The 23,963-nt window shown below is 69.3% G+C and carries 18 protein-coding genes; 7 read left to right on the forward strand and 11 right to left on the reverse strand.

Going from position 1 to position 23,963, the window contains the following annotated elements; all coding sequences use genetic code 11:
• Positions 1-60 precede the first annotated feature (60 nt).
• From ACFOSH_RS08630 to ACFOSH_RS08645, 4 genes are all read left to right on the forward strand, one after another.
• A complete protein-coding gene (locus tag ACFOSH_RS08630; RefSeq protein WP_378238196.1) occupies positions 61-885 on the forward strand; it encodes an SDR family NAD(P)-dependent oxidoreductase in 825 nt (274 codons plus the stop codon).
• 115 nt (positions 886-1,000) lie between these two features.
• Positions 1,001-1,684 carry a hypothetical protein gene (locus ACFOSH_RS08635; protein ID WP_378238197.1) on the forward strand — a complete coding sequence of 228 codons (684 nt, stop codon included), beginning with the start codon at positions 1,001-1,003 and terminating at the stop codon, positions 1,682-1,684.
• 107 nt (positions 1,685-1,791) lie between these two features.
• A complete protein-coding gene (locus ACFOSH_RS08640; RefSeq protein WP_378238198.1) occupies positions 1,792-3,054 on the forward strand; it encodes an MFS transporter in 1,263 nt (420 codons plus the stop codon).
• 254 nt (positions 3,055-3,308) lie between these two features.
• Positions 3,309-4,484 (forward strand): GGDEF domain-containing protein, encoded by a 1,176-nt coding sequence (locus tag ACFOSH_RS08645; RefSeq protein ID WP_378238200.1) that lies wholly within the window; start codon positions 3,309-3,311, stop codon positions 4,482-4,484.
• Between the two features lie 57 nt (positions 4,485-4,541).
• Here the strand turns inward: ACFOSH_RS08645 and ACFOSH_RS08650 are convergent, their stop codons facing one another.
• The 7 genes from ACFOSH_RS08650 to ACFOSH_RS08680 form a co-directional block, all read right to left on the reverse strand.
• The gene (locus ACFOSH_RS08650) at positions 4,542-9,485 is read right to left on the reverse strand and encodes an RHS repeat-associated core domain-containing protein (protein ID WP_378238201.1); all 4,944 of its coding nucleotides are present in this window, start codon (positions 9,483-9,485) and stop codon (positions 4,542-4,544) included.
• Positions 9,486-9,521: 36 nt separating this feature from the next.
• Positions 9,522-10,037 carry a YbaB/EbfC family nucleoid-associated protein gene (locus tag ACFOSH_RS08655; RefSeq protein WP_378238202.1) on the reverse strand — a complete coding sequence of 172 codons (516 nt, stop codon included), beginning with the start codon at positions 10,035-10,037 and terminating at the stop codon, positions 9,522-9,524.
• Positions 10,034-10,366: a type VII secretion target gene (locus ACFOSH_RS08660; protein WP_378238203.1), complete on the reverse strand. Its 333-nt coding sequence runs from the start codon at positions 10,364-10,366 to the stop codon at positions 10,034-10,036. Before ACFOSH_RS08660 ends, ACFOSH_RS08655 begins: the two co-directional genes overlap by 4 nt.
• Positions 10,363-12,405 (reverse strand): hypothetical protein, encoded by a 2,043-nt coding sequence (locus ACFOSH_RS08665; protein ID WP_378238204.1) that lies wholly within the window; start codon positions 12,403-12,405, stop codon positions 10,363-10,365. Before ACFOSH_RS08665 ends, ACFOSH_RS08660 begins: the two co-directional genes overlap by 4 nt.
• Positions 12,406-12,417: 12 nt before the next feature.
• Positions 12,418-12,831: a hypothetical protein gene (locus ACFOSH_RS08670; protein WP_378238205.1), complete on the reverse strand. Its 414-nt coding sequence runs from the start codon at positions 12,829-12,831 to the stop codon at positions 12,418-12,420.
• Positions 12,832-12,861: 30 nt separating this feature from the next.
• The gene (locus tag ACFOSH_RS08675; RefSeq protein ID WP_378238206.1) at positions 12,862-13,713 is read right to left on the reverse strand and encodes an ESX secretion-associated protein EspG; all 852 of its coding nucleotides are present in this window, start codon (positions 13,711-13,713) and stop codon (positions 12,862-12,864) included.
• Positions 13,714-13,925: 212 nt separating this feature from the next.
• Positions 13,926-16,868: an ATP-binding protein gene (locus tag ACFOSH_RS08680; RefSeq protein ID WP_378238807.1), complete on the reverse strand. Its 2,943-nt coding sequence runs from the start codon at positions 16,866-16,868 to the stop codon at positions 13,926-13,928.
• 473 nt (positions 16,869-17,341) lie between these two features.
• Here ACFOSH_RS08680 and ACFOSH_RS08685 point away from each other — a divergent pair, with 473 nt between their 5' ends.
• A complete protein-coding gene (locus ACFOSH_RS08685; RefSeq protein WP_378238207.1) occupies positions 17,342-18,436 on the forward strand; it encodes a S1 family peptidase in 1,095 nt (364 codons plus the stop codon).
• A 116-nt stretch (positions 18,437-18,552) separates the two neighbouring features.
• On the opposite strand, the gene ACFOSH_RS08690 is transcribed toward ACFOSH_RS08685, so the two are convergent.
• Positions 18,553-18,957, reverse strand: a complete 405-nt coding sequence (locus ACFOSH_RS08690; RefSeq protein WP_378238208.1) for an SsgA family sporulation/cell division regulator — start codon at positions 18,955-18,957, stop codon at positions 18,553-18,555.
• Between the two features lie 216 nt (positions 18,958-19,173).
• Entirely contained in the window at positions 19,174-19,647 is a 474-nt protein-coding gene (locus ACFOSH_RS08695) for an Lrp/AsnC family transcriptional regulator (RefSeq protein WP_378238209.1), read from the reverse strand.
• Between the two features lie 153 nt (positions 19,648-19,800).
• On the opposite strand from ACFOSH_RS08695, the gene ACFOSH_RS08700 reads away from it, so the two are divergent.
• A complete protein-coding gene (locus tag ACFOSH_RS08700; RefSeq protein WP_378238210.1) occupies positions 19,801-20,838 on the forward strand; it encodes a beta-ketoacyl-ACP synthase III in 1,038 nt (345 codons plus the stop codon).
• On the opposite strand, the gene ACFOSH_RS08705 is transcribed toward ACFOSH_RS08700, so the two are convergent.
• Positions 20,825-22,309, reverse strand: coding sequence for an adenylate/guanylate cyclase domain-containing protein (locus ACFOSH_RS08705; protein ID WP_378238808.1), 1,485 nt, complete (start codon positions 22,307-22,309; stop codon positions 20,825-20,827). The two genes, ACFOSH_RS08700 and ACFOSH_RS08705, sit on opposite strands and share 14 nt — an antisense overlap.
• Positions 22,310-22,393: 84 nt before the next feature.
• Between ACFOSH_RS08705 and ACFOSH_RS08710 the strand changes: the two genes are divergently transcribed.
• A complete protein-coding gene (locus ACFOSH_RS08710; RefSeq protein ID WP_378238212.1) occupies positions 22,394-22,894 on the forward strand; it encodes an FBP domain-containing protein in 501 nt (166 codons plus the stop codon).
• Between the two features lie 239 nt (positions 22,895-23,133).
• On the opposite strand, the gene ACFOSH_RS08715 is transcribed toward ACFOSH_RS08710, so the two are convergent.
• The gene (locus tag ACFOSH_RS08715; protein ID WP_378238213.1) at positions 23,134-23,949 is read right to left on the reverse strand and encodes a class I SAM-dependent methyltransferase; all 816 of its coding nucleotides are present in this window, start codon (positions 23,947-23,949) and stop codon (positions 23,134-23,136) included.
• Positions 23,950-23,963: the final 14 nt, after the last annotated feature.

Consider the following 23,963-nt stretch of genomic DNA (forward strand, 5'->3'; position numbering starts at 1 on the left):
CAGCAAGCTCACAGCCGTAGTATGTGTTACTTCCGGTAACAGTCGAACTTGGGAGCGGGTATGAAGGCGTTCACGGACAAGGTCGCGGTGATCACCGGCGCGGGCTCGGGGATCGGCAGGGCACTCGCGATCGAACTGGCGGAGCGGGGCGCGCGGCTGGCGCTTTCAGACGTCGACGCCGTCCGTGCGGCCGGCACCGTCGCGTTGTGCGAGAAGGCGGGCGTGACCGCGAAAGCCTACGAACTGGACGTCGCCGATCGTGACGCCGTCCTCGCGCACGCCGAGGAGGTCGCCGTCGATTTCGGGGGCGCCGACCTCGTGGTGAACAACGCCGGGGTCGCGCTCGGCGCGACGGTCGAGGAAATGACCTGGGACGACTACGACTGGCTGATGGGGATCAACCTCGGTGGCGTGGTCAACGGCACGAAAGCCTTTCTGCCGCAGTTGATCGCTTCGGGTGACGGGCACATCGTCAACCTTTCGAGTGTGTTCGGCTTCATCGGCGTGCCCACGCAGAGCGCCTACAACGCGGCGAAATTCGCCGTGCGCGGGTTCACCGAGGCGCTGCGGCAGGAAATGCTGATCGCCCGGCATCCGGTCGCGGTCAGCTGTGTGCACCCCGGTGGCATCAAGACGAATATCGCCCGCGACGCGCGGGGTGGCGCCGAGCGGAACATGGGCAAAGCCGCCGAGGGGTTCGAAAAGATCGCGAGGACGACACCGGAGAAGGCCGCGCAGACCATCGTGCGTGGTATCGAACGGGGGACAGCGCGGATCCTGATCGGACCGGACGCGTATGCCATCGACGCGATTCCGCGCGTGCTCGGATCCTTTTACCAGCGGCCACTCGCGCTGCTGGGACGGCTGGGAATGAAGCGCCTCTGAGAGAATGGGAAGCCCCTGAACGGAGTAACTCTCCGTGGTCCGGACGGCTCGGTATAACTCGATCGGGGTGCGTTACTTACGGCGGCGTCGGAAATGCACCACAATGCTCAAGTTCGTGATTCCGCTTCCGGAGGTCCCCATGCCGCGCGCCGCCCAGCGCCGTCCGTCGACCGATGCCGCGCTCTGCGCGACCGTGCCCGTCGAGACAGCCGAGTTGCTGGACCGGACGGGGATCATCGCGGCGAGTCTGCCGAAACGGCGACGCAGCCCGGAGAACGCGATCGAGCCTGAGCCGATGCCGGTCCGGAACCCGGTCTGCGAACCGGTCGTCGACAAGGATCTGCGGCCCAAGGCCGTCGTCATCCACCGGCGCGCCAGGGCCTGGCTGGTCGGCGGGGCCGGGGTGGCGCTGCTCGCGATCGGCTGGTTCGCCGGCACGTTCACCCTCGCGCCGGTCGAAGACACCGCGTTGCCCGAGCGCCCGTTGCCCGCCGTGGCGACCCAGCCCGCCGCGCCGCCGCCGGTCGTCCAGCCCGCGCCGCAGGCCGCCCCGGTGACCGTCTACGTCCCGGTCACGGTGAAGCAGCAAGCGCCCGCGACGACGAAGAAGAAACCCGCCAAGGAGCAGGTTGTCGCGCTGCCGCCCGCCGAGCCCCGGCCGACGGAGCAGCCGCGTTCCGACATCACGGCGCAGAACAAGGCCACGCAGGGCCTCCGGGGCATGATGGATCCCGCCGTGGCCAGTTCGCTGGCGATGGAGATGGCGCAGGAAATGATGGGGTACGGCACCGGCCGCTGACCACGCGGAACTCCTCTCTCCACAGTGGACACTGACTGAGGTCGTGGGCCGGATGGCCGCTGACACTGCGGAAGTGATCGACTACCGTGAGCCAAGGGGAGGGGCTCATGGAAAAGGGGGATCCCGCACGGAGAACCGCGTTCAAGGCCGCTTTCGCGGTCGGTGAGTTTCGTGCGTTGTGGGCGGCCGAGGCGCTTTCGCAGGCCGGTGACCAGCTGGCCAGGGTCGCGTTGTCGGTGCTGGTCTGGGAAAGAACGGCGTCGGCGGGGCTGACCGGGCTCACCTACGGGTTGACGTATCTGCCGACGCTGATCGGCGGCACCCTGTTCGCCGGATTGGCGGACCGGTACTCGCGGCGGACGGTGATGATCGTCTGCGATCTGCTGCGCGCGGCGCTCGCGGCGTTGATGGCCGTACCGGGGACGTCGCTGCCGGTCCTCGCCGGACTGCTGGTGATCCTGACGATGGCGGGCGGTCCGTTCCGGGCGGCGCAGCTCGCGTTGCTCCCGGACGTCCTCGAAGGCGACAGGTACGTCGCCGGGCTCGCGGTCCGCACGATCACCATCCAAACGGCACAGCTGGCCGGATTCGGCGGTGGCGGGCTGGTGATCGGGCTCGTGACGCCCTACTGGGGGCTGGTGATCGACGCGGGGACCTTCGTGGTCTCGGCGCTGCTCGTGTCCACAGGGGTTCGTCGCAGGCCGCCCGCCGTCACGGAATCATCGGTGAAAAGCCGTGTGGCAAGGGCTTTCAGTGGCGAAGGCGCCAGAGAACTGTGGCGGAGCAAGGGAATCCGCCTGCTGTTCGGGTTGAAGATGCTCGCCGGGTTCGCCATCGCCCCGGAAGGGCTCGCGGCCCCGCTCGCCGTCGGTCTCGACGCGGGAAATTTCGCGGTCGGTCTTATTCTCGCGGCGGATCCGGTGGGTTCGATAATAGGATCGTGGATCTTCACGAAATGGGTTCCACCGCGGCGGAAAACGCGAATGGTCGGCATTCTCGCTCTCGCATCCGTTGTTCCTCTGCTTTTTGTCTTCTTTCGCCCGTCATTGCCTGTCTGCCTTGCCCTGATCGGGCTCAGCGGGGCCTTCGCGGCGCCGTACCACCTGCAGGCCGTCGCGCTGATGGCCCGCGCGGTGCCGGACGGCGTCCGGGCGCAGGTGATGGGCCTGACCTCGACGAGTTTGGTGACGGTGCAGGGAATGGGGATCATGCTCGCGGGTGGTCTCGCCCAGCTGACCGGTCCGTTCGTGGCCGTCGGGGTGGCCGCGGCGGCCGCCGTCGCCTCGGCGGGCCCGATGGCGATGGCGTGGAAACGCACCATCGCCACCGGGCCCGATGTATGGCTCCCGGCCGGGAGCCGAACCGGCTGAATTGGTGGGATCAGTCCTCGCGACCGTTCATGATGATCCTCCCTCCCACTGCTCCATCTGTGTGTTCCGGAATTGACTCGAGCCACCCTCAGTACTACCTCGGATACATTGAAATGTGTACGGAAGGGGGACCGGTGACGATGATTATGGGGGATGTGGAACTCGCCGGAGAAGGGGCCGGTACACGTCTGAGAGCCTGGGTCCGACACTGGGAGTTATGGTCCGGACCACGTGGCGTACCTGCGGTTTTTCTTATGGTGGAAGGGCTTGCGGCCGCAGTCGCCGTAATAGCCTTGCTCCGATCGAACTACACGACTACGGAATTCGTCCGATTTGGATCACTGCTCGGCCTCGCTTTCCTGCAGGCCGAGCTTTCCCGTTCGGTAGAACGGTTGCGGCGGACTCTTTGTGACCGACCGCACATCAACATGACTTCGGTGTGGACTTTCGCGGGGGTGCTCGTCCTGCCACAGGGGCTCGCGCTCGCCCTCGGGCTCCTCATCTACCTGCATCTTTGGCTGCGGGTGTGGCGGGGGATGAGCCACCGCCCGGCCTACCGAGTCGTGTACTGCGCGGCGGCGATCGTGCTCTCCTGCCTGGCATCGGGGGCGATCGTCGCCGGCTGGAACGGCCTGCCCGTCGGGTTCGCCGGCTCGCTGCGGATCGTCGAGGCGGCGGCCGTGTTCACCGTGGCCAACGCGTTCATCGTGGCGCTCTCGGTCTACCTGCACACCGGGGGCCGGTCGCCGCGTTCGCTGTTCGGCACCGGCGACGACAACCTGCTGGAGGTCACCACCCTGGTGCTCGGGACCTCGACCGCGCTGGGCGTCGTGCACGCGCCCGCGCTGGTCCCGTTCGTCCTGCTGCCCGTGCTGGTGCTGCACCGCAGCGTGCTGGTGCGGCAGCTGGAGATCGCGGCGAACATCGACGGCAAGACCGGGGTGCTGAACGCGCACGCGTGGCACGTGCTGAGCGAACGGGAGCTTTCGTCGGCGGCCAGGGCGAAGAGCAAACTCGGGGTGCTGATGCTCGACCTCGACCACTTCAAACAGGTCAACGACGTCTACGGGCACCTCGCGGGCGACGTCGTGCTCAAGGTCGTCGCGACGACGATCTCCGAGCACGTACGCGATTACGACTCTGTCGGGCGCTTCGGCGGCGAAGAGTTCGTCGTGATGCTGCCCGGTGCGACGGAGACCGAGGTGCTCCCCGTGGCCGAGCGGGTCCGGCAGGCGGTGATGGCGATCGAGGTCGAGGTCGCGACGGCGTCGGGGCCGCGGATCGTGCGCGGGCTTTCGGTGTCGATCGGCGCCGCGGTCTACCCGGCGGGCGGGATCGTGCTGGAGCGGCTGCTGCACGTCGCCGATTCCGCGCTGTACCAGGCGAAAAGGAGCGGGCGGAACCGCGTCGTCTCGCTCGCCGCCGCCTGACTCGCCCGCGTTTCGTCCTCTGGGCGCGGTACTACCAGAGGACGAAACGCGACGAGGTCAGTCGGTGTCCATCGCGTTGGGGTCCTTCTTCTTGCCGGTGTCGAGAGGCCCGAAGCCGCCGGCGTCCAGCTTGTCCCAGTCGGCCTGGGTCGGCGTCTTGTAGGTCGAGTCGTGGATGTCCTTGAGGTCGTCGTCGTAGGTCCGCTTCACCTGATCCGGCCACTCGCCGTCCCGGACGGTGTCCCGCGTCAGGTGCAGTTCCCTGCGGTCGAGATCCGACAGCGGCGGGGTGGTCGCGGTCGTACCGGGACCGGTCGAGTAGGTGAGGCCCTTTCCGCTGGCGTGCGCGTCGTCGATCATCTTGTGGTACGAGTCGTCCGCGATCTTGCCGTCGAGGGTGTTGTTGGTGTCCTTGAACGGCTTTTGGAAGGCGTAGTCGAGCTGGTTGAGCTGGATCGCGGCGTTCGCGTCGCCCCGCTCGATCGCGGTGCGTTCGGCATCGCGGTAGGACTTGCCGGTGAAGCCGGACTCGCCCTCGGTGCCCTTGTTGCCGGTGCCCTGGTGCGACGCGTGCGCGGGTTTGGCCTCCTGGTAGGCCCAGGCGTGGTTCTCCATGTCCTTCTGGTTGTGGCCCGAACCCCGTGCGCCGCCACTGCCGCGGCCGATCGCCTCGTAAGGGATCGGGTGCTCGGACTCATGGGACTTGCCGGAGACCTTTTCCCGGCCGTCGGCCTTGAGCTCGTTGTCGTACTTCCCCGTGAGCCGGTTCTGCTCGCGCTTCTTCGCGCCGTGCGTGCCGTCGGCGTAGCTCTGCGGCGGACGCCGCGGCTTCTTCGGTCCCGGCGTCTGCTTCGGCTTGGTGACCCGGTTGCCCGGCGACTTCTTCTTGCCGAGGGCGGCCTTGGCCTGTGCCTTGGGACAGGGACCCACCTGCGGTTTCGTCGGGGCGAGACCGAGTGGGTCGATCATGTCCGTCGGGTTGCCGACGTAGGCCAGCGAGTCCGACGCCGGTTCGAGGCCGAGCGGGTCGTGCGAGAGGTACCGCCCGGTGTCCGGGTCGTAGTAGCGCTTGAAGTTGTAGTGCAGCCCGGTTTCCGGGTCGTGGTACTGGCCGGGGAAGCGCAACGGCGTGTACGCCCGCCCCGGCGGTGAAAGCACCTTGCCCCACAACGAGGTGTGCAGATGCCAGGCGACGTTGCCCGTTTCGTCGAGCAGTTCGCTCGGTGAGCCGACGAGGTCGGTGACGATGGCGTGGAAGCGGGCGTCCTGTCCCGGGATCCGCTCGATCTGGGTGATCGGCCGTTCCGTGCCCGGTTCCCAGTCCCAGACGACGGCGGTGCCGCCTCGGATCTCCTCGGCGAGGTTCGAGCCGTCCCAGGCGAAGTCGATCTGTTCGAGGATCCGGCCTTGTAGGTCGAGGTGCTGCTTCGCGATCCGCCGCCCGAGCGCGTCGTAGTGGTAGAGCCACCGCTCGCCTTCGGGCGTGACGACACCGGTCAGCCGGTCGTCGGAGTTCCACTGGTAGGTCCAGTCACGCCCGAGTTTGCGCCGGGCGATCGTGCGGCCTTCGGTGTCGTGCAGGTACGACGTCGAACCGGCACCGGTCACCAGGGTGCCCTGGTAGTGCCGCGGTCCGACGGCGGGATCCGCGCCGGGCCAGCCCGCCTGCGTGATCGCGCCGGCGAGGTTGTAGCCGTAGCTCTCGCGCCAGCCCTGCCCCTGGACGTCGACGACCCGGCCCGCGCGGTCCACCCGCAGCGACCGCGGCCCCGAGATCAGGTCCGAGATCGACGAGACGAGCCCGTCCCGCAGGTAGCCGTACTCGCGGTGCTGAACGACACCCCGGCCACTGGAAACGGTCTGGGAGGTCAGCCTGTCGGAGGCGTCCCAGCCCTGGCGCAGCTCGACCGGCGTGCCTTCGAGGCGTCGCAGCACTTCACGACCGGAGGGGTCGTATTCGAAGCGCAGGGTGCGTCCGGCGGTTCGCAGCGCGACGGGGCGGCTCGCGGCGTCGTAGGCGAAGAACGACTCGGCGCCCGATGGGGTCCGGCGGCTGACACGGCGGCCGGCGGCGTCGTACTCCGAGCGGACCGCCCTTCCGTTGAGGGATTCCGCGACGATCCGGCCCAGCGCGTCATAGGCGATGGTGACCTCGGAATGCGCGTTGCGCGCCGAAGTCATCCTGTCGGCCGCGTCGTAGGTGAACGTGGCGACGTCGTCGCCCGCCCGGCGGCTGACGACCCGGCCGAGCGCGTCGCGTTCGATGGCGACCGTCTGGCCGAGACCGTTGGCGCGCGACACCAGTTGCCCCGCCGCGTCGTAGCCGTAGCGGGTGGTGCGGCCGTTGAAGTCGGTTTCGCCGATCAGGTTCCCGGCGGGATCGTAGTCGTAGCGCCAGGAAAGGCCGTGTTCGTTGGTGACCGACACCAGCCGCAGCTCGGTGTCGTAGGCATAGGACAGCCGATCGCCGTCCGGGCCGATTTCGGCGATGGGCAGGTCGAACTGCGAGTACTCGGTGCGCACCGAGAGCCCTCGGGCGTCCACCGCTTCGTCGATGGAGCCCTCGGTGGTGCGGTTCCAGCGCCATACGGCGCCGTCGGGTTCGATCTGTTCGGCGATCTCGCCGAAGCCGTCCCACTTCGTCCTGGTGACCTCGCCGAGCGGGTCGGTGACCGAGGTGGTCCGCCCGAACGCGTCGTAGGTGTACCGCGTCACCCCGCCGAGCGGATCGGTGACGGAGACCGGCAGGCCCGCCGCGTCGGACTCGATCAGCGTGACCCCGCCGAGCGGGTCGGTCACGACCGCGACGTTGCCAGCCTCGTCGTACCCGTAAGTGGTGGTGGCGCCCGTCGGATCCGTGGCGCGGACGACCTTCCCGCGCGCGTCGTACTCGCGGCGCCAGAGGGCGCCGTCCGGTCCGGTCATGCTGGTCCACCGGTTCAGCGCGCTGTACTCCGCGAGCGCGCGGCCGCCGTCCGGCTGGATCACGGCGACGACGTTGCCCTCGTCGTCCATCTCCCACCGCGTCGTGCGGCCGAGGGCATCGGTGCGGCTGAGCAGCTTGCCGAAGCTGTCGAGTTCGTACCGCGTGGTGTTGCCCAGCGGATCGGTCTCCGCGACGACCCGGTGCAGTTCGTCCAGCTGGTAGCGGGTGACGTGGCCGAGGGAGTTCTTGACCGACGTGACCAGGTTTTCCCGGTCGTAGGAGATGTCGACGTCGAGGAAGCCACCGGTGCCCTGCGCGCGTACGACACGGCCGTCGGAGTCGAAGCCGTACCGGTACGAGCGCCCGTTGACGTCCTCCCAGCGCACGATGCGGCCCGAGGCGTCATAGGTGAACCGCAGGGGCGAACCGGCCCCGTCGACGATCTCGACCAGGCGGCGCCGCTCGTCGTACCGGTAGCTCTGGATCGCGGTTTCCGCGCCGGGCAGGCGAAGCGCGGTGACGAGACCGTCCTTCGACTCGACGAGCAGGCGATATCCCGCGGTGTGCTCCAGCTCGCGGGGGACGCCGTTGTCGTCGTAGCGAAGGAAGATCCGGTGTCCGTCGCCGACCGCGATCCCGCGCAGCGGAAGCGTGACCCCGTCGCCGGAGAACAGCAGCATTCCGTCCGGAGTGGACACGACATAGCCGTTGTCCACTTTGGACAGTGCGAGTCGCTGTCCGAAAGCCGGGTACACGGGGGCGTCGGACAGCGGGACCGGGTAGGTCAGCAGTGACCCGTCGGCGAGCGCGAGATGCAGGCCGTCGTCCTCGACCTCGATCCGCTGGTCCAAAGTGGACGCCCACGACGAGCCGAAGAACCGGCCGAGCGAATACGACGACAGATGCGTCCGCGAGACGGTCATCGGCAGGACACCGGCGAACACGACGTCGTCCTGCGTCAGCATCATCGAGCCGGTCGCGACGTCGACCGGGTCGCCGCAGCCCTGGCGGTTCTTGGGCGGGACGCCGTTGCCCGGATCGTCGTTGTTGTTCTTGATCCGGTTGTCCGGCTCCGGTTTGGGGCCGCCGCGTTCCTTGGGCGGCGGTGGCGGGCTGCCGGACGGCGTGGTCGGCCCGTCCGGCGTCTCGTTCTTCGGCGGAGGCGGCGGCGGGTCGTTCTTGGGCGGCGGCGGAGGCGGCGGATCGTTCTTCGGCGGCGCGCCGGACGGCGACGTGCCGCCGCCCTTGTCGCCCTCGGGACTGCCCTTGGGTGTCGTGCCCTCGTCCAGCTTGTTCGGCTTGGGCGCGGGCGCGCCCTTGCCGGGCTGCAACTTCTTCAACGCCTTGGCCGCGTCGGCGAACAGATCGTCCGCGCGCTTCAGCAGCGGCATCAGCGCTTTGAGCGCCTTGACGGTCTTCTTCGTCAGGTTCGCGATCTTGCTCGCGGTCTTCGCCACGGCGTTGACCACCTGCGGGACCACCCAGGTCAGCCCGATGCCCAGGGTGAACAGCACCTGCAGCGCCCAGCTGATCATGTGCCCGATCAGCTCGGCGATGATGTCGCGCACCAGCGCGCGCACGGCGGCGACCACCTCGCCTGCCGTCTTCACCCCACTGGAGGCGCCTTCGCAGCCCGCCTTCGCCGCGTCCAGCAGCGTGGCCGTGTCCTTGGCCCGGTCACGGTAGGTGTCGGCCGCGATCCCGGTCCAGCTCTGCAGATCGGCGGAGACCATCCCGGCCAGATCGGCGCCGACCGCGCCGAGTTCACCCGCGATGTTCTTCCAGGTCTCGGAGTTCGCGGTGATCTCGTCGACGTCGCCCGCCAGCGCGTCGAGCGCGTCCTTGAGCGGGCCGACGTGCTCCATCAGCCAGCCGACGCCGTTCGCGAGGATCGCGCCGAAGGGGTCCATCGCCATCGACAGCGCGTCGAGCGCGGTCCCGACCGCGCCCAGCGCCACCGAAGCCCAGTCGCCGCTTTCGATGGCCGACTTCAGATCGAACGCCGACTCCAGAAGCGAGGAGCCGGAGTAGGCCTTCGTCGAGTCCTTTACGTCAGCGACCAGCGGGTTACCCAAGACACAAACCTTCTTCGATGTTCAGGAACGACAGCCTCACCAGGGTGAGTTGCCCTCGTCTTCCGGTGCTTCGTGACGCTTGTCGCGAGGCGCCGGCGGGGTGTCGGCGGACGGCGGCGGAGCCGGCGGATCGTCCGTCGGAGACTCTTCTTCCTCGATCTCCGGGAAGCGGCTGCGCAGGGTGCCGATCATCAGCGACCGGGTCTCCTGGTCCTCGTCGCCGAGCGTTTCCTGCATGACCTCGGAGACCTGGTTCGCGATCCCGGCCTGCGCCTGGTGCATGGTCGCGAGGATCTGCCGTGACAGCTCCTCCAGCGGGTACGTCCTCGCCTTGTTCCCGAATTCGAGGCCCGTCACGCCGCCGTCCGCCCCGACGGTCACCTTGACGGCGCCGTCGGAGCTGGACGCGGACAGCCGCAACTGCTCGGTCCGCTCCTGGGCGGCCGCATAGCGCTGAGCCTTGTCCTCGAGACCTTGGGCCCACTGGTCCATCCGGCGTTCTGCCTCGTCGGGGTCCCGGATGAGATCCCCGAGCTCGTTCCCGCTGGTCACTTCTTTCCTCCGATGTCCAAGGCCTTGAAGTCGGCCTTGAACGGTTCCGCGTTGGTCGTGTCACCGTCTACATAGGACTTGGCGGCGGTGCGGACGTTGTCCGCCGTCGACTGGATGCCTTCGCCCGCCGCCTTGATCGCCTCCGCCGCGCGTTCGCCCGTCGGATTGATGATCGGCGGCAGGAACGCGCACAGCAGGCCGTACGCGTCCGCCGACATCGCCGAACTCGTCGCGCCGTGCGCGGTGTTCAACCGGTCCACGAGCCCGTCGAGATGGCTCGCGTGCGCGGTCAGGTCGTCCGGCTCGACCTCGAACGAAGCCGCCGTCACTTCCAGTCCTTGTTCTGCCAGTCACCGATCACCGGCGGCGCGACGACCTCGTCGGCGGCGAAGAACGACGGGTCGTCGGATTCGACATAGTCGGCGACCTTGTGTTCCTTGTCCTCCTGGCCTTGTCCCTTGCCGCCACCGGCTCCCATACCGCCCATCGCGCCCATGCCGGCGCTGCCCGGCTTGCCGTTGGCGCCGGCACCGGCGCCGCGGGCCGCGGCCGCTTCGGCTTCCATCGCGCCCGCGGCGCCGCCCATGCCGAGCGCGCCCGTCGACCTTCCGGCGCCACCGAGACCACCGGCGCCCGAGCCACCGGCACCGCTACCGCCGCTGAAGCCACTGCCACTGCCACTGCCACTGCCACCGGTGCCGCCGCTGCTGCCGCCGAAGCCGCTGCCGCCGGGGCCACCGCCGCCCGGGATGCCCGGGATGTTCGGCATCTTCGGCGGGGTGTACGGCGTGGGCTTGTAGGAGGAGCCGGGGTCCGGGAAGTTGGGGATGTTCGGGCGGCTGATCGGCGGCATCCTCGGCGGGATCGCCGACGGTCCGCCGCTGGTCGGCCCCTGGATGTTCGGCATCTGGATGTTCGGCGGGTTGTACGGCAGGCCGCCACCCGGACGCGGTCCGCCGCTGTCGGGAAGGGGGATGTTCGGCGGGGTGAACGTCGGCGGCGAGACGGACGGCGGGGTGTAGCCCGTGGTGTGCGTCCCGTCGCCGATGTCCGGCGGGTTGAAGCCCGGCCTCGACCCCGGCGGGTTGTAGTCGCCGCCGGTCGGCCCGTTCGGGATGGTGGGCATGACCGGGTTCGTGACGGGACCGCCGCCGGGACCGCCACCAGGGCCGCCGCCACCGGGGAAGCCGCCGCCGGGGAAGCCACCACCCGGGTTACCGCCGGGGCCGCCCCCGCCCGGGCCGCCGTTCGGCGCGTTGAAGGGGCTCATGCCGCCGGGGCCACCGCCCGTGCCGCCGGGTCCGCCCTGCGGGCTCCCGTCGAGCGAGGCGGCGATGCCCTCCGGACGCGTACCGCCCGCGTCCACGTTGAAGGGGCTGGGGTTCTGCGTGCCGTCAAGGCCGTTGGGCGACATCCGGTCGCGAAGTGTCGCGGGTTCAGCCCCGCCACCGCCGGCGCCGCCACCGGACATGGGGGTGCCCCGCAACTGCGGGGTCGCCTGCGCCGACCGCAGCTTCGGCGGAGCGGGGAACGCCGGGGTGGCGATCGCCGAGCCGACCGTGGTGTCGAAGTCGGTCATCACCTTCGCGGCCTGGTCGCGCGCGTCCTGCTGCTTCTTGAAGGTGCCGAGGTCTTTCCCGAGCTGCGCCATGTACTGCTGCGGGTCTTTGATCGTCTGCAGGTTGGCGTTGGCCTCCTGCACGCTGAACGCCACCGGCGGGTTCGCGTTCATGAGCTTCTGGGTCTCGTTGAGCGTCTGCGAGTGGATCTGCTGCTGACGGCCGGTCAGCGTGGCGCCGTTCGCGGTCGAGCCGAGCCACTTGCCGACACCGGCGAGGTGTTCGCGAGCCGCGTCGCCGCCCTCGCCCTCCCAGTTGGCCGTGCTCGCGTTGATCGCCTTCGCCAGGTTGCGCTGGTGGCCCGCCAGGTCGTTGCCCGCCCGGACCCACTCCTCGGAGGTCTCGCCGACCGCCGCCGGATCCGCGTTGTCCGCGATCGCGGACTGCATCTGCTCGTGGGTGGCGTTGCCCCAGACCGTGGACGGCGGGTCGCCGGGCTTGCGCATGTCCAGGTCCTTCGAGAGACCTTCGCGCGCCTTCTCCAGCTGCCCTTCGTACATCTTCTGCGTGAACTTGTCCTTGAAGCCGTTGAGCGCGGTGTCGCCCCAGCCGAGGAGGTTGAAGAGGATGTCGGTCCCGGCCGTGGCCCCGGCCCGGATCTCGTCACCGGAGGCGGCCTTGTCGGCCAGCGGCCCGACGTAGTACCCGGACGACGAGTCGGCCGTGACGTCGTAGAACGGGCTGTCCTTGTCGTACTCCTTGGACGCCGGGTCGGAGACCTTCGCCGTCTTTTCCGCGGATTCGCTCACGGGTCTCTTCTCCTAGATCTCGGTGTCGATCCGCTTGAGATCACGCTGGTTCTCGTTGTCGCGTTCCCGGTAGTTCTTCTTGGCGAGTTCGATCGCCTCGACGTAGGTCGGGAACTCGGCGCGCGCGGCCTCGAGCTGGGTGAGCAGGCCCTGCGCGTCCGTCGCGGTGCCGTGCATGTGCTGGGACACCCACTGCGCGGTCGCGGTCGAGCTCATCCGCGGCGACTTCTGCAGCTTGGTCAGCGCGCTCCAGCGCTCTTCGAGGCTGTCGATCACACCTTGGAGTGAACGGATCATCTCCTGGCCGGTGTTCTCGTCGACGGCGAAACCGCCCTGGACCGCCATGCGCTTCAGTTGCGCGCCCGCGAGGGGCGTCACCGCCTTGAACTTCGCTGTCGGCTGTAGTTCTTGTGCTTCCTCGGTCAACGGAGGATCCTCTCGCCGGGTTCAGGAAGGTCAGTAGATGTCAGCGATGGCATCCCGGATCGCGTTCGCCACGCCCGACTGACTGGCCGGGTCGTAGTGACCGATCACGGCGCCTGAGGCTTCGTCGGTCTCGGTCCAGACTAGGTACCGGCCGTCTTCGGTGTCGAGCCAGCTCAACGGCGTCGACCGGAGACGCTCGCCACGGCGGCCGATGCCGCTCACGATGATGTACCCGCCGCCGAGGCGGGTCCCGGACAGCACCTTCTCGAGGACTTCGAGGTCGCTCTCGTCGTTGCGCGGGGCCGGGGCGTCGGTCCGGGCGCGGACGACGCCGGTGAACTGGAGGTTGCCGAACGCGTCGGTCTCTTCCTCGTCGAACTCGGCTTCGGCCTGGCGGCGCGCGGCCATCGCGGAGACGGCGCGCTCCTCCTTCTGCACGATCTTGCGGCGGCCGGTCGACGCGGGCCGCATCCGCGGCAGGACCCCGGAGAGCACCTCGACCAGCTCTTCGTCGGAGAAGAGCGCGAACTGCAGCTCGTCTTCACCGTGGGCCTGCGTGATACCGAGCGCCTGCCTGCCGTCGGTGAGGGTGAGGACGGCGATGTCCTGGCCGATGCCGTCGATGCCGTTGACCGAAACGGTGATCCGGTGATTTCCCAGCAGCGCGAACGCGGTGCGGACGGCCTGGCTCAGCTCGCCGTTGACCGACAGGCGGCGCTGTTCGAGATCGGCGTAGACCTTCCGGATGATCGCGGAGTACCGCTCCGGGTCGATCGAAGTGTTGCGGACGCGCAACGGAAACAAGCGGACATCGACGCCCAGCGCCTGCCCGACCACTGTCGCCTCTACCGTCCCCAGCGCGAAATCGGCTCGCTCAGCCATGCTTCTGCGCTACTCCCTCGCGGGGGCCGTGCCCCGTCACGATCGGCTGACCTGCAGAGAGGGGGCCGACTTTGTTAATGGCCAAAACAAACTAGCACAGCGCATGACTGTACGGAACCACACCAACACCGCTGAACCCGATGGAATGGATCACAATGCCCGATCGGGCACTTTTCTTGCCCCTAAAGGAATAGCGGCCGCTCACCGCGATGCTACCGGTCGGCCGCCGCGGGTGCGTAAGTCGTCATCCGGCGGGCCACATCCGTCCGCGAACGGGACCCGAGTTTCCGAAGAACCTTCGCGACGTGTTGTTCCACTGTCCGCGGCGAAAGGAACAGTCCGTCGGCTATCTCCCGGTTCGTCCGTCCGTCCGAAAGCATCCTCGCGACCTCGAGCTCACGGGGTGAGAGCTCCTGACCGTACCCGCGCCGCCCGCGCTGTGAGGGCGCCCACGCGCCGTGCTCCCGCAGCTGGTGGCGGCATCGGCCGGCGTCCCTGGTCGCGCCGAGCCGCTCGTAGGCCTCGGCGGCCGCCGTGAGCTCCTCGATCGCCTTGCTGTCGCCCGCCGTGACCCGGCCCGCGGTCAAGCGACCCGCGGTGAGACGGCACAGCGCGGCCCGCTCCCGGGCGCCGATGGCCTGGTACGGCATCGGCAGCGCCTCGTAGCCCGCCGCCGCCTCGTCGAAAACCGTTGCCGCGGCGGGGTGTTTGCCGCGCGCGTCGAGCAGGATCGCCTGGCCCGCCAGCAGCGCGACCTCCGAGACCGGCGAGTCCTTGCCCTCGACGCCGCGGGCGAACTCCTCGACCACGGCGTCCGCCTCCGACCAGCGTCCGGCCCGCGTGTAGGCCTCGGCCGCAGCGGGGACCAGCCCCGCCGCCCACACCCAGACACCCTTGCGCCGGGCCGCCGCGACGGCGTTGTCGGCCGCCGCGCACGCGCCGTCGACGTCGTCCGTCGCGAGGAGCACCCTGATCAGGACGCCCGCCGCCGAAAGGACGACCGGGATGGGCCCGTGTTCCGGCGCGTGCACGCTCGCCGCGGTCAGATGTCGTTGCGCGGCGGCGAATTCCCCGCGGACGGCGGCCAGCCCGCCGAGGACGAGCGAGGACTCCATGACGATCGGGCCGAGGTCGGGGTAGGCGTCGCGGAGCTGTTCGGTGGCCTCCGCCAGCCCGGACCAGTTGCCGCGCACCCAGTCCAGCCGGACACGGGTGCCCTGCGCGAGGCCGGCGGCGTAGAGCGCACCGGCGTCGGTCGCGCGGCGGATCCCTTCCGTGACCAGCTTTTCCGCCCTGGCCAGGTGCCCGGCCCAGGACTGCGCGTCGGCGAGGTTGCACCACAGCCGGGCCAGCTGGACACGTTCGGCGACGCCGCCGCCCTGATCGGACATTTCGGTGAACTCGGTCCAGGCCGAGCCGTCACCGATATGCGCCTGGCTGGAGATCCGGTCGCCGAGGAGCGCGAGCCGCAGCTCCGGGTCCTCCAGCCGGTCGAAGACGTCGCGGGCCCGCTCCATCCAGGCCTCGTGCCAGGACAGCGGGGTCAGCCCGTCGATCGGCTGGGCGAGCAGGTTGATCCCGCGGGCGGCCAGTTCCGGCTCGTCGACCAGTTCGGTGATCGCCTTCTCCACCTCGACCCGGCCCCGGCCGAGCCGCCCGATCGTGCGGACCAGCAGCATCCCGAGGCTGAGCCGGATCGTCCCGCGCACGCTCGGGCGCAGGTCGGTGAGGTCTTCGAGGATCCGCTCCAGCGTCTCGATGACGTCCGGGCGGAAGCCGCGCAGCGCGACCTGGCTGAGCTTCGTGGCCAGCCGGGCGATGTCGTCCTCGCCGAGCCCGGCCTCGGTCAGCACGGACTGGAGCAGGTCGATCGCGCGCGACGTGTCGCCGTGGACGATGGCCTCGTCGGCGGCGGCTTCGGCGTAGTGGCGCCACTGTTCGGTCCGGCCCGCCGCGCGCGAGTGGTTCGCCAGCAGGGTCAGCGGCGGGACCGTCTGCCCGGCGAGCACCTGGATGGCGCGCGAATGCAGCAGGGTCCGTTCCGGACCGCTGATGGTGTCGTAGACGGCCTTGCGGGCCAAGGGATGCCGGAAGCCGTAGCGGTCGCCGCCGAGTTCGCCGAGGACCCCGCCGTCCAAAGTGGACAAAAGGGCCGAGCGGAGCCCGTCGCCGGTGAGGCAGGCGAGTTCGCCGATCACCGAGGGTTCGGACGGGACGGCGAGCACCGCCGCGGCGCGGGCGAGCCGGACAGCGGTTTCGGGCAGCGCGTCGAGCCGTTCGGTGATGGCCTCGCGCAGGGAGATCGGGACTTCGAGGCTTTCCAGGAGCCGGTCCGAGAGCACTTCACCGATCGGCAGCCGTCCGGCGGCGTCCCGCAGCGCCCGCAGGGTCTCCTCGACCACGAACGGGATCCCGGCGGTGCTTTCGTGGAGTTTCGCGGTGAACGGCGCGGAAACCCTCGGCAGTCCCAGTAGTTCTTCCGCCAGCTTCCCGACGGCTTCGACGTCGAGTGGGCCCAGCGTGACGCGGGCTGTCTGGACGCATCTTGGGGTGCGGAACGGGATCCCGGCGCTCCCGTGCCTCGACGGGGAGCCGGTCCGGTAGGCGGCGACGACGGCCAGTTCGGCGGGCATGGCCGCGGCGAGGAACCGCATCAGGTCACGGGTGCCCTCGTCGGCCCACTGGAGGTCGTCGATCAGGACGAGCGCGGGGCCGCAGGCGACCAGGATCTCCCGGACGGCGCGGAACTGGCGGTGCCGTTCGGCGCAGCGGTCGGCGAGTGGTTCCGGTTGGGGTGGAAGGCTTTCCGCGAGTTCGGGCAGCAAGGGTCTCAGCACCCCGGCGACCGGGCTGAGCGGGCCGAGCGGCCGGTCGCCCGCCGAACGCAGCGCTTCGAGCACCGGTCCGAACGGGAACGGCTCGCGCATCGGCTGGCAGGCGCCCGAGAGCACCCGGGCGGTCGCGAACTCACGGCGTCCGGCCAGCTCTTCGAGCAGCCTGCTGCGGCCCATCCCGGGTTCGCCTTCGATCAGCACGGCGGCCGGACGGCGCAGCAGGATCTTCACGATCGCCGAGACCTCGACGTCGCGGCCCACGAGTGCCGTCGATCCGGCGCGGACCGAAACCGAGGTCGGGCGAGGGGTGGCAAGCCACATCATGCGCTCCTCGGTAGGGAGTTCCCGGTGAGCCCGACACGATCTTGTGCGTTGTCCTGCGGAGCCTAAGCACTGCCTACCCGGCCGTAAACCACCCAACACGGCCTTACCGGGCATCCGGTTAGGCCGTCCGCCGACGCACCGTCACCGGTTGGGCGAAGGATCGTCGGTTGGAAAATCACCGGACGCCCGAAACATCGGCGAGAAACCCGATCCGGCGATTCATCCCACGTTCAGGGGGTGGCAATGACTACGCAAGGTATTCACTCCGAAACCCTACTTACGGACGTGCCCGTACGGGTGCCGGCTCTAGGTGACCATCCCTGGAGCAGCGGATTCGGTGTCCGAAGAATGGGTATACCTATCCCGCGCCGACCCGGATTGCGGGCCTCGCCGGAGTCCAGAATTCTCACCCGTCGGGGGAGGGCTATCGCATGGCGAACCGGAGCCGTGCGTGATGACGAGGGAGAAGCATGAAGATCACGAAGCTCCTCGGTGTGGCCGCCACGGCAGCACTGGCCACCGGCGCGCTCGTCACGGGTACCCCCGCGGCGGCGTCCTCGGACACACTGCTCAACGCTGAGATGGTCCCCGCCCTGCAACGGGACCTCGGCCTGACCGCGAGCCAGGCGCTCGCCCGGATCCAGAGCGAGACCGCCGCCGGCGCGCTCGAACAGTCACTCGCCTCGGCGCTCGCCGGCAGCTTCGGCGGCGCGAGCTACAACGAGGCCACCGGCAAACTCCGCGTCGGCGTCACCGACGCGGCGAAACTGGGGCAGGTCCTCGCCGGCGGCGCGGAAGCGGAACTCGTGCGGTTCTCCGCCGCCCAGCTCGATTCCACTGTGGACAAACTGAACGCGGGTGAGCGCGCGGCGGACGGCGCGATCACCGGCTGGGGCGTCGACACCAAGACCAACCGTGTGACGATGGACGTCCTGCCGGGCAAGGGCGGCGTCGTCGGCTCGTACCTGGAGAAGACCGGCGTGGACAAGGCCGCCGTCTCGGTGGTCGAGACCACCGGGGCGCCGACCCTGAAGTACGACGTCCGCGGCGGAGACGCCTACTACATCAACAACTCTTCACGCTGCTCGATCGGCTTCTCGGTCAGCGGCGGCTTCCTCACCGCCGGGCACTGCGGCCCGGGCACGGTGACCGGCTCCAACCGGGTCGCGATGGGATCGTTCTCCCGCGTCAGCTTCCCGAGCAACGACTACGCCAGCGTCCGGGTCAACAGCAACTGGACGCCGCGCGGCGTCATCAACAACGGCACCCGCGTGAGCGGCTCGAACGTGGCGGCCACCGGCGCCTCGGTCTGCAAGTCCGGTTCGACCACCGGCTGGACCTGCGGCACCGTCGGCGCCAAGAACCAGACCGTCCGCTACTCCGAAGGCACGGTCTATGGCATGACCGCCACCAACGTGCACTCGCAGGCGGGCGACTCGGGCGGCTCGTTCATCGCGGGCAACCAGGCCCAGGGCATGCTGTCCGGCGGTAACAGCTCGGTGACGTACTTCTTCCCGGTCCGGCCGGCGTTGTCCGCGACCGGGACCTCCCTGGTCCTCGGCTGACAGCCGTCCCGGTCACCGAGAACCACAAAAAGGACGAAGGGCGGGCCGAGTGCCTCCAGAGCACTCGGGCCGCCCTTCGCCCCTTTTCCGTACCGCGGGAGCGGTGGCTGGGGTGGTTACACGTTGCTGATCTCCTCGATCAGCGCCTCGACGTCGAAGTGCTCGCTCTCGGCGCCGAACGGGACCAGCTCGTAGGTGGACTCCAGGAAAGTCTCGACGTCCTCGCGCTCGAGCTCGAACGACGCGTAACCGTCGGGTGACTCGATTTCCAGCGTCAGCATCGCCTCGTCCTCGGAGAGGTCGGGACGGACGCGGACGTCGCCGAGCCCGGCGGGGTCGGTGAGACCGGTGGCGAGCAGCTCACGCGCGAAGGTCCACTCGACCCACCGGCCGCGCTCGGTCCGGAACGCCACGGTGACCGCGAACGGTTCGCCGGCGTGGAAGGACAGGCGGGAGAGAACGGGCGTGCTGCTGTTGTTCAGCAGAACGAACTGGCTCTGGTGAATTGCGTCGGTGTGCACGGCCACTCCTCGGTGCTCTCGTGGTTCGCGCGGCGCGAACTTTTCGTCTCGGGGAGGAGATGGCCGGACGCGGGCCGGATGACGCGAACATCGCCACGTTCACGCTATCGGCTGCATATGTCCATAGTGGTGTAACGCCGGGCACAGACCCCTTGCGTTCGGGCCGATACCCGTGGTGACGGGTCGAGGAGTCCTTTTTGGACCGCTCAGGAGTGCTCAGGGGTCAAGCGGCAGGGTCAGCCCCGTCTTGACCCGGTCCATCGCCACCGACGTCGTGAAGTGCCGCACGTTCGGGTTGTCGAAGAACATCCGCCGCGTGAACACCTCGAAGTCCGCCATGTCCCGGCAGGTCACCACGAGCACGAAGTCCGCGTTGCCGGTGACGTAGTAACACTGCTGGACGTTGTCGTCCGCGAGCACCTGCCGCCGGAACCCGTCGAGCACCGCGAGGTTCTCCCGCTCCATCTCGACCATCACCACGAACGTCATCGACAGCCCGAGCGCCCGCGGCGACAGCACCGCCACCTCGCGTTCGATCACCCCGGTCTCGCGCAGCCGCTTGATCCGCCGCTGCACTGCGGCGGCGGACAGCCCGACCTTGGCGCCGATGTTCTCGGCGATCATGCGGGCGTCCGACTGCAGGCAGGCGAGGATGGCGACGTCCAGGCGGTCGAGGTCGGGTGTGTGCACCAGGCCAGGCTAACCGGACGACCCGCCGGGGCGCCTGATCTTTGATCGCGCCACCGAGCGGCGTGGATCACCCCATCGGGCAAGGTGGGATTCTTTGAATTGTGACCCGGAACACAACTGGCGGGTCTACTGAATGGTAGCGCTTACAAGTGAATGGCAGACCTCGCATTTACCCCGCGAAAGGATTTCTTGGTGCCCTCATCTCAGGCGGCCGTTCTCGCCGGTCTCGGCTCTTGGCTGCCTCCGCGCGTGGTGGGCAACGAGGAGATCGCCCAGCGGCTGGACACCTCCGATGAGTGGATCCGCTCGCGGACCGGCATCGCCGAACGCCGGGTCGTCGACCCCGGGACGTCCACTGTGGACCTCGCGGTCGAGGCGGGACGCCGGGCGCTGGCGTCGGCGGGGGAGAGCGAGGCCGACGCCGTCGTGCTCGCGACGTCGACGGCCGATCAGCTGTGCCCGGCCAGCGCGCCGCAGGTCGCGACCAAGCTCGGGCTGAACGGCGTCGCCGCGTTCGACGTCAACGCCGTGTGCAGCGGGTTCATCTACGGGCTCGCCACCGCCGCCGGGCTGATCGCCGCCGGGATCGCGCGCCGCGTGCTGGTGATCGGCGCGGACGTCTTCACCTCGCTCGTCGACCCGGAAGACCGCGGCACGGTGCCGATCTTCGGCGACGGCGCGGGCGCCGTCCTGCTGCGCGCGGGGGACGCCGACGAGCTCGGCGCGCTCGGCCCGTTCGACCTGCACAGCGAGGGCGAGCTCGCGGAACTGCTCTGGGTCGAGGCCGGCGGCGCGAAGAACCGCAGGTCGGAGGACCCGCGTGACCACTATCTGGTGATGCAGGGCCAGACCGTCTTCCGGCACGCCTGTGCCCGGATGGCCGAATCGGCGCGCGCGGTGCTGGATTCCGCCGGCTGGGTGGTCGGCGACCTCGACCGGTTCATCGGGCACCAGGCCAACATCCGCATTCTGCAGACCTGCGCGAAGCAGCTCGGGCTCGCGGTGGACGTGATGTATTCGAACATCGAGAAGGTGGGCAACACGAGCGCCGCGTCGATCCCGATCGCGCTGGCCGACGCGGTCAAGGACGGCTCGCTCCAGCCGGGGAACAGGGTCGCGATGGGGGCCTTCGGAGCCGGGCTCACCTGGGGTTCCACGCTGCTGCGCTGGCCGGACGTCATTCCGGGCTGAGCGCGCTCGCCTCCCAGGTCAGCGTCGGTTCCCGTCGTCCGCGCAGCTCCAGTTCCGCGGCAGGCTCCCAGTTCGAGCGCTCGCTCTCCAACGCGGCCTTGAGCACCGCTTCGCTCGCCAGGATCCGGCCCTCGGCGGCTTTCGCGTACTCGGTCAGGCGCGCGGCCTCGTTCACCGCGTCGCCGATGACGGTGTACTCGAACCGGCTGCTCGTCCCCAGCTGACCTGCGAAAACACGTCCGCTCGCGACCCCGATGCCGAGATCCAGCTCACCGGTCTCCCGGACGGCGTCCCGGATCGCCCGCGCGGCCGAAAGCGCCGCCGTCGGCGCGTCCGCGAGCCGGGTCGGCGCGCCGAAGACACAGAGCGCGGCGTCACCCTGGAACTTGTTGACCAGCCCGCCGCGCGCCCCGACCGCGAGGACCACGCTGGTGAAGAACCGGTTCAGCATCTTCACCAGGTCTTCCGGCGGGGTGCGGCTCGCCAGGGCCGTCGAATCGACGACGTCGACGAACAGGGCCGTCACCTCGCGCACGTCACCCGAAAGGGAGGCGCCGTACTCGAGCGCGTGCCGGGCGACCTCGTCCCCGACGTGCCTGCCGAAGAGGTCCCGCATCCGCTCCTGCTCGCGGAGCCCGGCGGCGAGGTCGTTGACCGAGGTCTGCAGCAGGCCGATCTCACTGGAGTCGTCGACCTCGACCACGATCTCCTTGTTGCCGTGCGCGATCTCGTCGAGCGCGACCCGCAGCCGGTGCAACGGGGTCGCGACGGCCTTCGCGAGCAGGCCCGTCCCGATCGCGCCGACACCGAGCCCGATCACCGAAAGCATGATCAGGCTCGCGACGTGGTCGCCCTGGCCGAGGTCCGGCGGCGTGGCCACCAGCAGCACCCCGAGGAACGGGACGCCGCTCGCCAGCGACCAGGTGACGACCACCCTGGTCAGCACGGTGACCTTGAGCGTCCCCTTCGGCGGGGTCACCTTGAGCGCGATCGTCATCACCGGGCGGGCGACCCACTCCGCGGCGAGATAGGTGAGGCCGACCGTGGTCAGTCCGCCGAGCCCGATGACCAGCGCCATCCCGAGCGCGTCCATCCAGGACCCGAGCACCCGCGCGAGCGCGCCGAGCAGGATCGTGCCGATCAGCCAGAGTGTCCCGCTCACGATCCCCATGTCGACCGGGATCCGGAGCGCCCGCGCGGCTTCGGCCTTCGTCGGCGGGCGGCCGAAGACGAACCAGACCGCCGTGCGCCGCTGCAGCCACGCCGTCCACACGGTGCCGACCACCAGCGACAGCGCCACTATCCCGGCCGCGGTGACCCCGAGGATCCAGCCGCGGTCGCCGACCTCGCTCGGCAGGCCCTGCAGGAGCAGCAGCAACGCCACCACACCGGCACCGCACACACTGGACCCGAGGCCGAGCGCGGCGAATCCCAGGCTGGTCCTGAGCACCAGCCGGAACCGGCTCGACATCGTCTTCCCGCGCACCCGGTGATCGTATGACCTCCGCCGGAAAACGGTTCGCCAGTTCTCGCGCGCGGTGGTTACCGTGCGGGTATGGAACCGCTGGGCCAGGACGAGATCAGGGCGTCCTTCGTGAACTGCACGCGCGGCGAGGCCAAGGGCGTCACGCTGCCCGCCCGCCCGGACGAAATCCCTTGGGAGAAAAGGGAATTCCTCGGCTGGCGCGATCCGAAGGCCACCGCCAGGGCGTATGTCGTGCTGCCGTATCGCGGGGAAACCATCGGACTGTCCCTTCGCGCCGCGCCCCGGCCGAAGGGCCGTGTGCTGCTGAGCAACATGTGCGGCCTGTGCACGACGACACATCCGCTGTCCGGCATCGCGCTGTTCTCCGGGCGCCGCGCGGGGAAACCCGGGCGGGAGGGGAACACGCTGGGCATCTACGCGTGCACGAACCTCGCGTGCAGCCAGTACATCCGCGGCGAGCTGAAGCCGGACGTGCCGCAGCCGGTGGAGACGCTCTCCCTCGAAGAGCGCGTCTTCCGGCTGGAGGACAAGCTGCACCGGTTCGTGGAGCGGGTACTGGAGTCCCGCTGACCGCGGCGGCGGTGAGTGAGTGGCGGCGGTGAGTGGGCGGTCGGGTTGGTCGTGAGTGGTAAGCGTCGTTCTAACGCCACTTACCACTCACGACCTGCGCCAGCGAGGTACCCGGTGCACCCACCCTGCCCGAGCCTCAGGGCGGATCTCGCGTGATCAGGGACCGAACACTCGAGTTCCGCCTCCAGTCACGTGAGTTCCGTCCCCGATCACGCGAGTCACGCCTCCAGACTCGCTTCTCAGAACCGGAACCGCAGGATCCGCCCCATCTTCTTGAACGCCGGGAACCGCCCCGCGACCCACAGCTGCGCCCGAAGCGACGTCGAAAGCCGGTCCTTCACCTCCGGCGTCGCGTAGTCCGTCGAGTCGAGCTTCGAGACCAGCGTCAGCCCGAGCCGTTCCAGCTCGGAGATCTCGTCGATACCCCAATACAAAGTCGCGTTGGCCTTGCGGACCACGGGGTTCAGCTTCTGCAGCTTGATCCCCAGCCTGCTGAACGTGTCGAAGACCATTTCGCCGCCCTGCGGGAAACGCGCGATCAGCCGCCGCAGCAATTCCTCGCCCTCGGCAGGCCGCAGATACATCGTCAGCCCTTCCGCGATCACCAGACCGGGTTTGTCCGACGGGATCTCGTCGATCCAGCCGAAGTCCGTCACGGACGAGCCGATGGTCCGGTACCCGTCCCGCTCCGGGTAGATCCGCGCGCGCAGGTCGACGACCTCGGGGTAGTCGACGTCGAACCACCGCACCGAAGGCGGCGGGTCGAGGCGGTGGACGCGGCTGTCCATCCCGCAGCCGAGGTGCACGACGGTCGCGTCCGGGTGCGCCCGGAGAAACGACGCGGCCCAGTCGTCCATCGGCTTGGCGCGCAGCGCGACCGTCAGCCCGAGCTGGCCGTCGACGCCGAGCGACCCGAAGTCGTAGTCGATCTGCTTGACGGCCTCGTCGGCGGCCGTGTCGCCGAGGATCGGCCGGTCGCTGCGGGCGTCGAGCGCCCGGCCGTACAGCGTGGCCAGCATCGTCGCCTTCTCTTCGGTGAACCGCACCTTCTCCATCGCACACCCCCATC

Origin of the sequence: Amycolatopsis speibonae (assembly GCF_042647925.1) — a bacterium.
Lineage (GTDB): Bacteria > Actinomycetota > Actinomycetes > Mycobacteriales > Pseudonocardiaceae > Amycolatopsis > Amycolatopsis speibonae.

Bases quoted from the DNA above. Each gene is read 5' to 3' on its own strand.
- ACFOSH_RS08630 (WP_378238196.1), top strand. From the start codon at position 61: ATGAAGGCGTTCACGGACAAGGTCGCGGTGATCACCGGCGCGGGCTCG.
- ACFOSH_RS08640 (WP_378238198.1), top strand. From the start codon at position 1,792: ATGGAAAAGGGGGATCCCGCACGGAGAACCGCGTTCAAGGCCGCTTTC.
- ACFOSH_RS08645 (WP_378238200.1), top strand. From the start codon at position 3,309: ATGGTGGAAGGGCTTGCGGCCGCAGTCGCCGTAATAGCCTTGCTCCGA.
- ACFOSH_RS08675 (WP_378238206.1), bottom strand. From the start codon at position 13,713: ATGGCTGAGCGAGCCGATTTCGCGCTGGGGACGGTAGAGGCGACAGTG.
- ACFOSH_RS08680 (WP_378238807.1), bottom strand. From the start codon at position 16,868: ATGTGGCTTGCCACCCCTCGCCCGACCTCGGTTTCGGTCCGCGCCGGA.
- ACFOSH_RS08685 (WP_378238207.1), top strand. From the start codon at position 17,342: ATGAAGATCACGAAGCTCCTCGGTGTGGCCGCCACGGCAGCACTGGCC.
- ACFOSH_RS08700 (WP_378238210.1), top strand. From the start codon at position 19,801: ATGGCAGACCTCGCATTTACCCCGCGAAAGGATTTCTTGGTGCCCTCA.
- ACFOSH_RS08705 (WP_378238808.1), bottom strand. From the start codon at position 22,309: ATGTCGAGCCGGTTCCGGCTGGTGCTCAGGACCAGCCTGGGATTCGCC.
- ACFOSH_RS08710 (WP_378238212.1), top strand. From the start codon at position 22,394: ATGGAACCGCTGGGCCAGGACGAGATCAGGGCGTCCTTCGTGAACTGC.
- ACFOSH_RS08715 (WP_378238213.1), bottom strand. From the start codon at position 23,949: ATGGAGAAGGTGCGGTTCACCGAAGAGAAGGCGACGATGCTGGCCACG.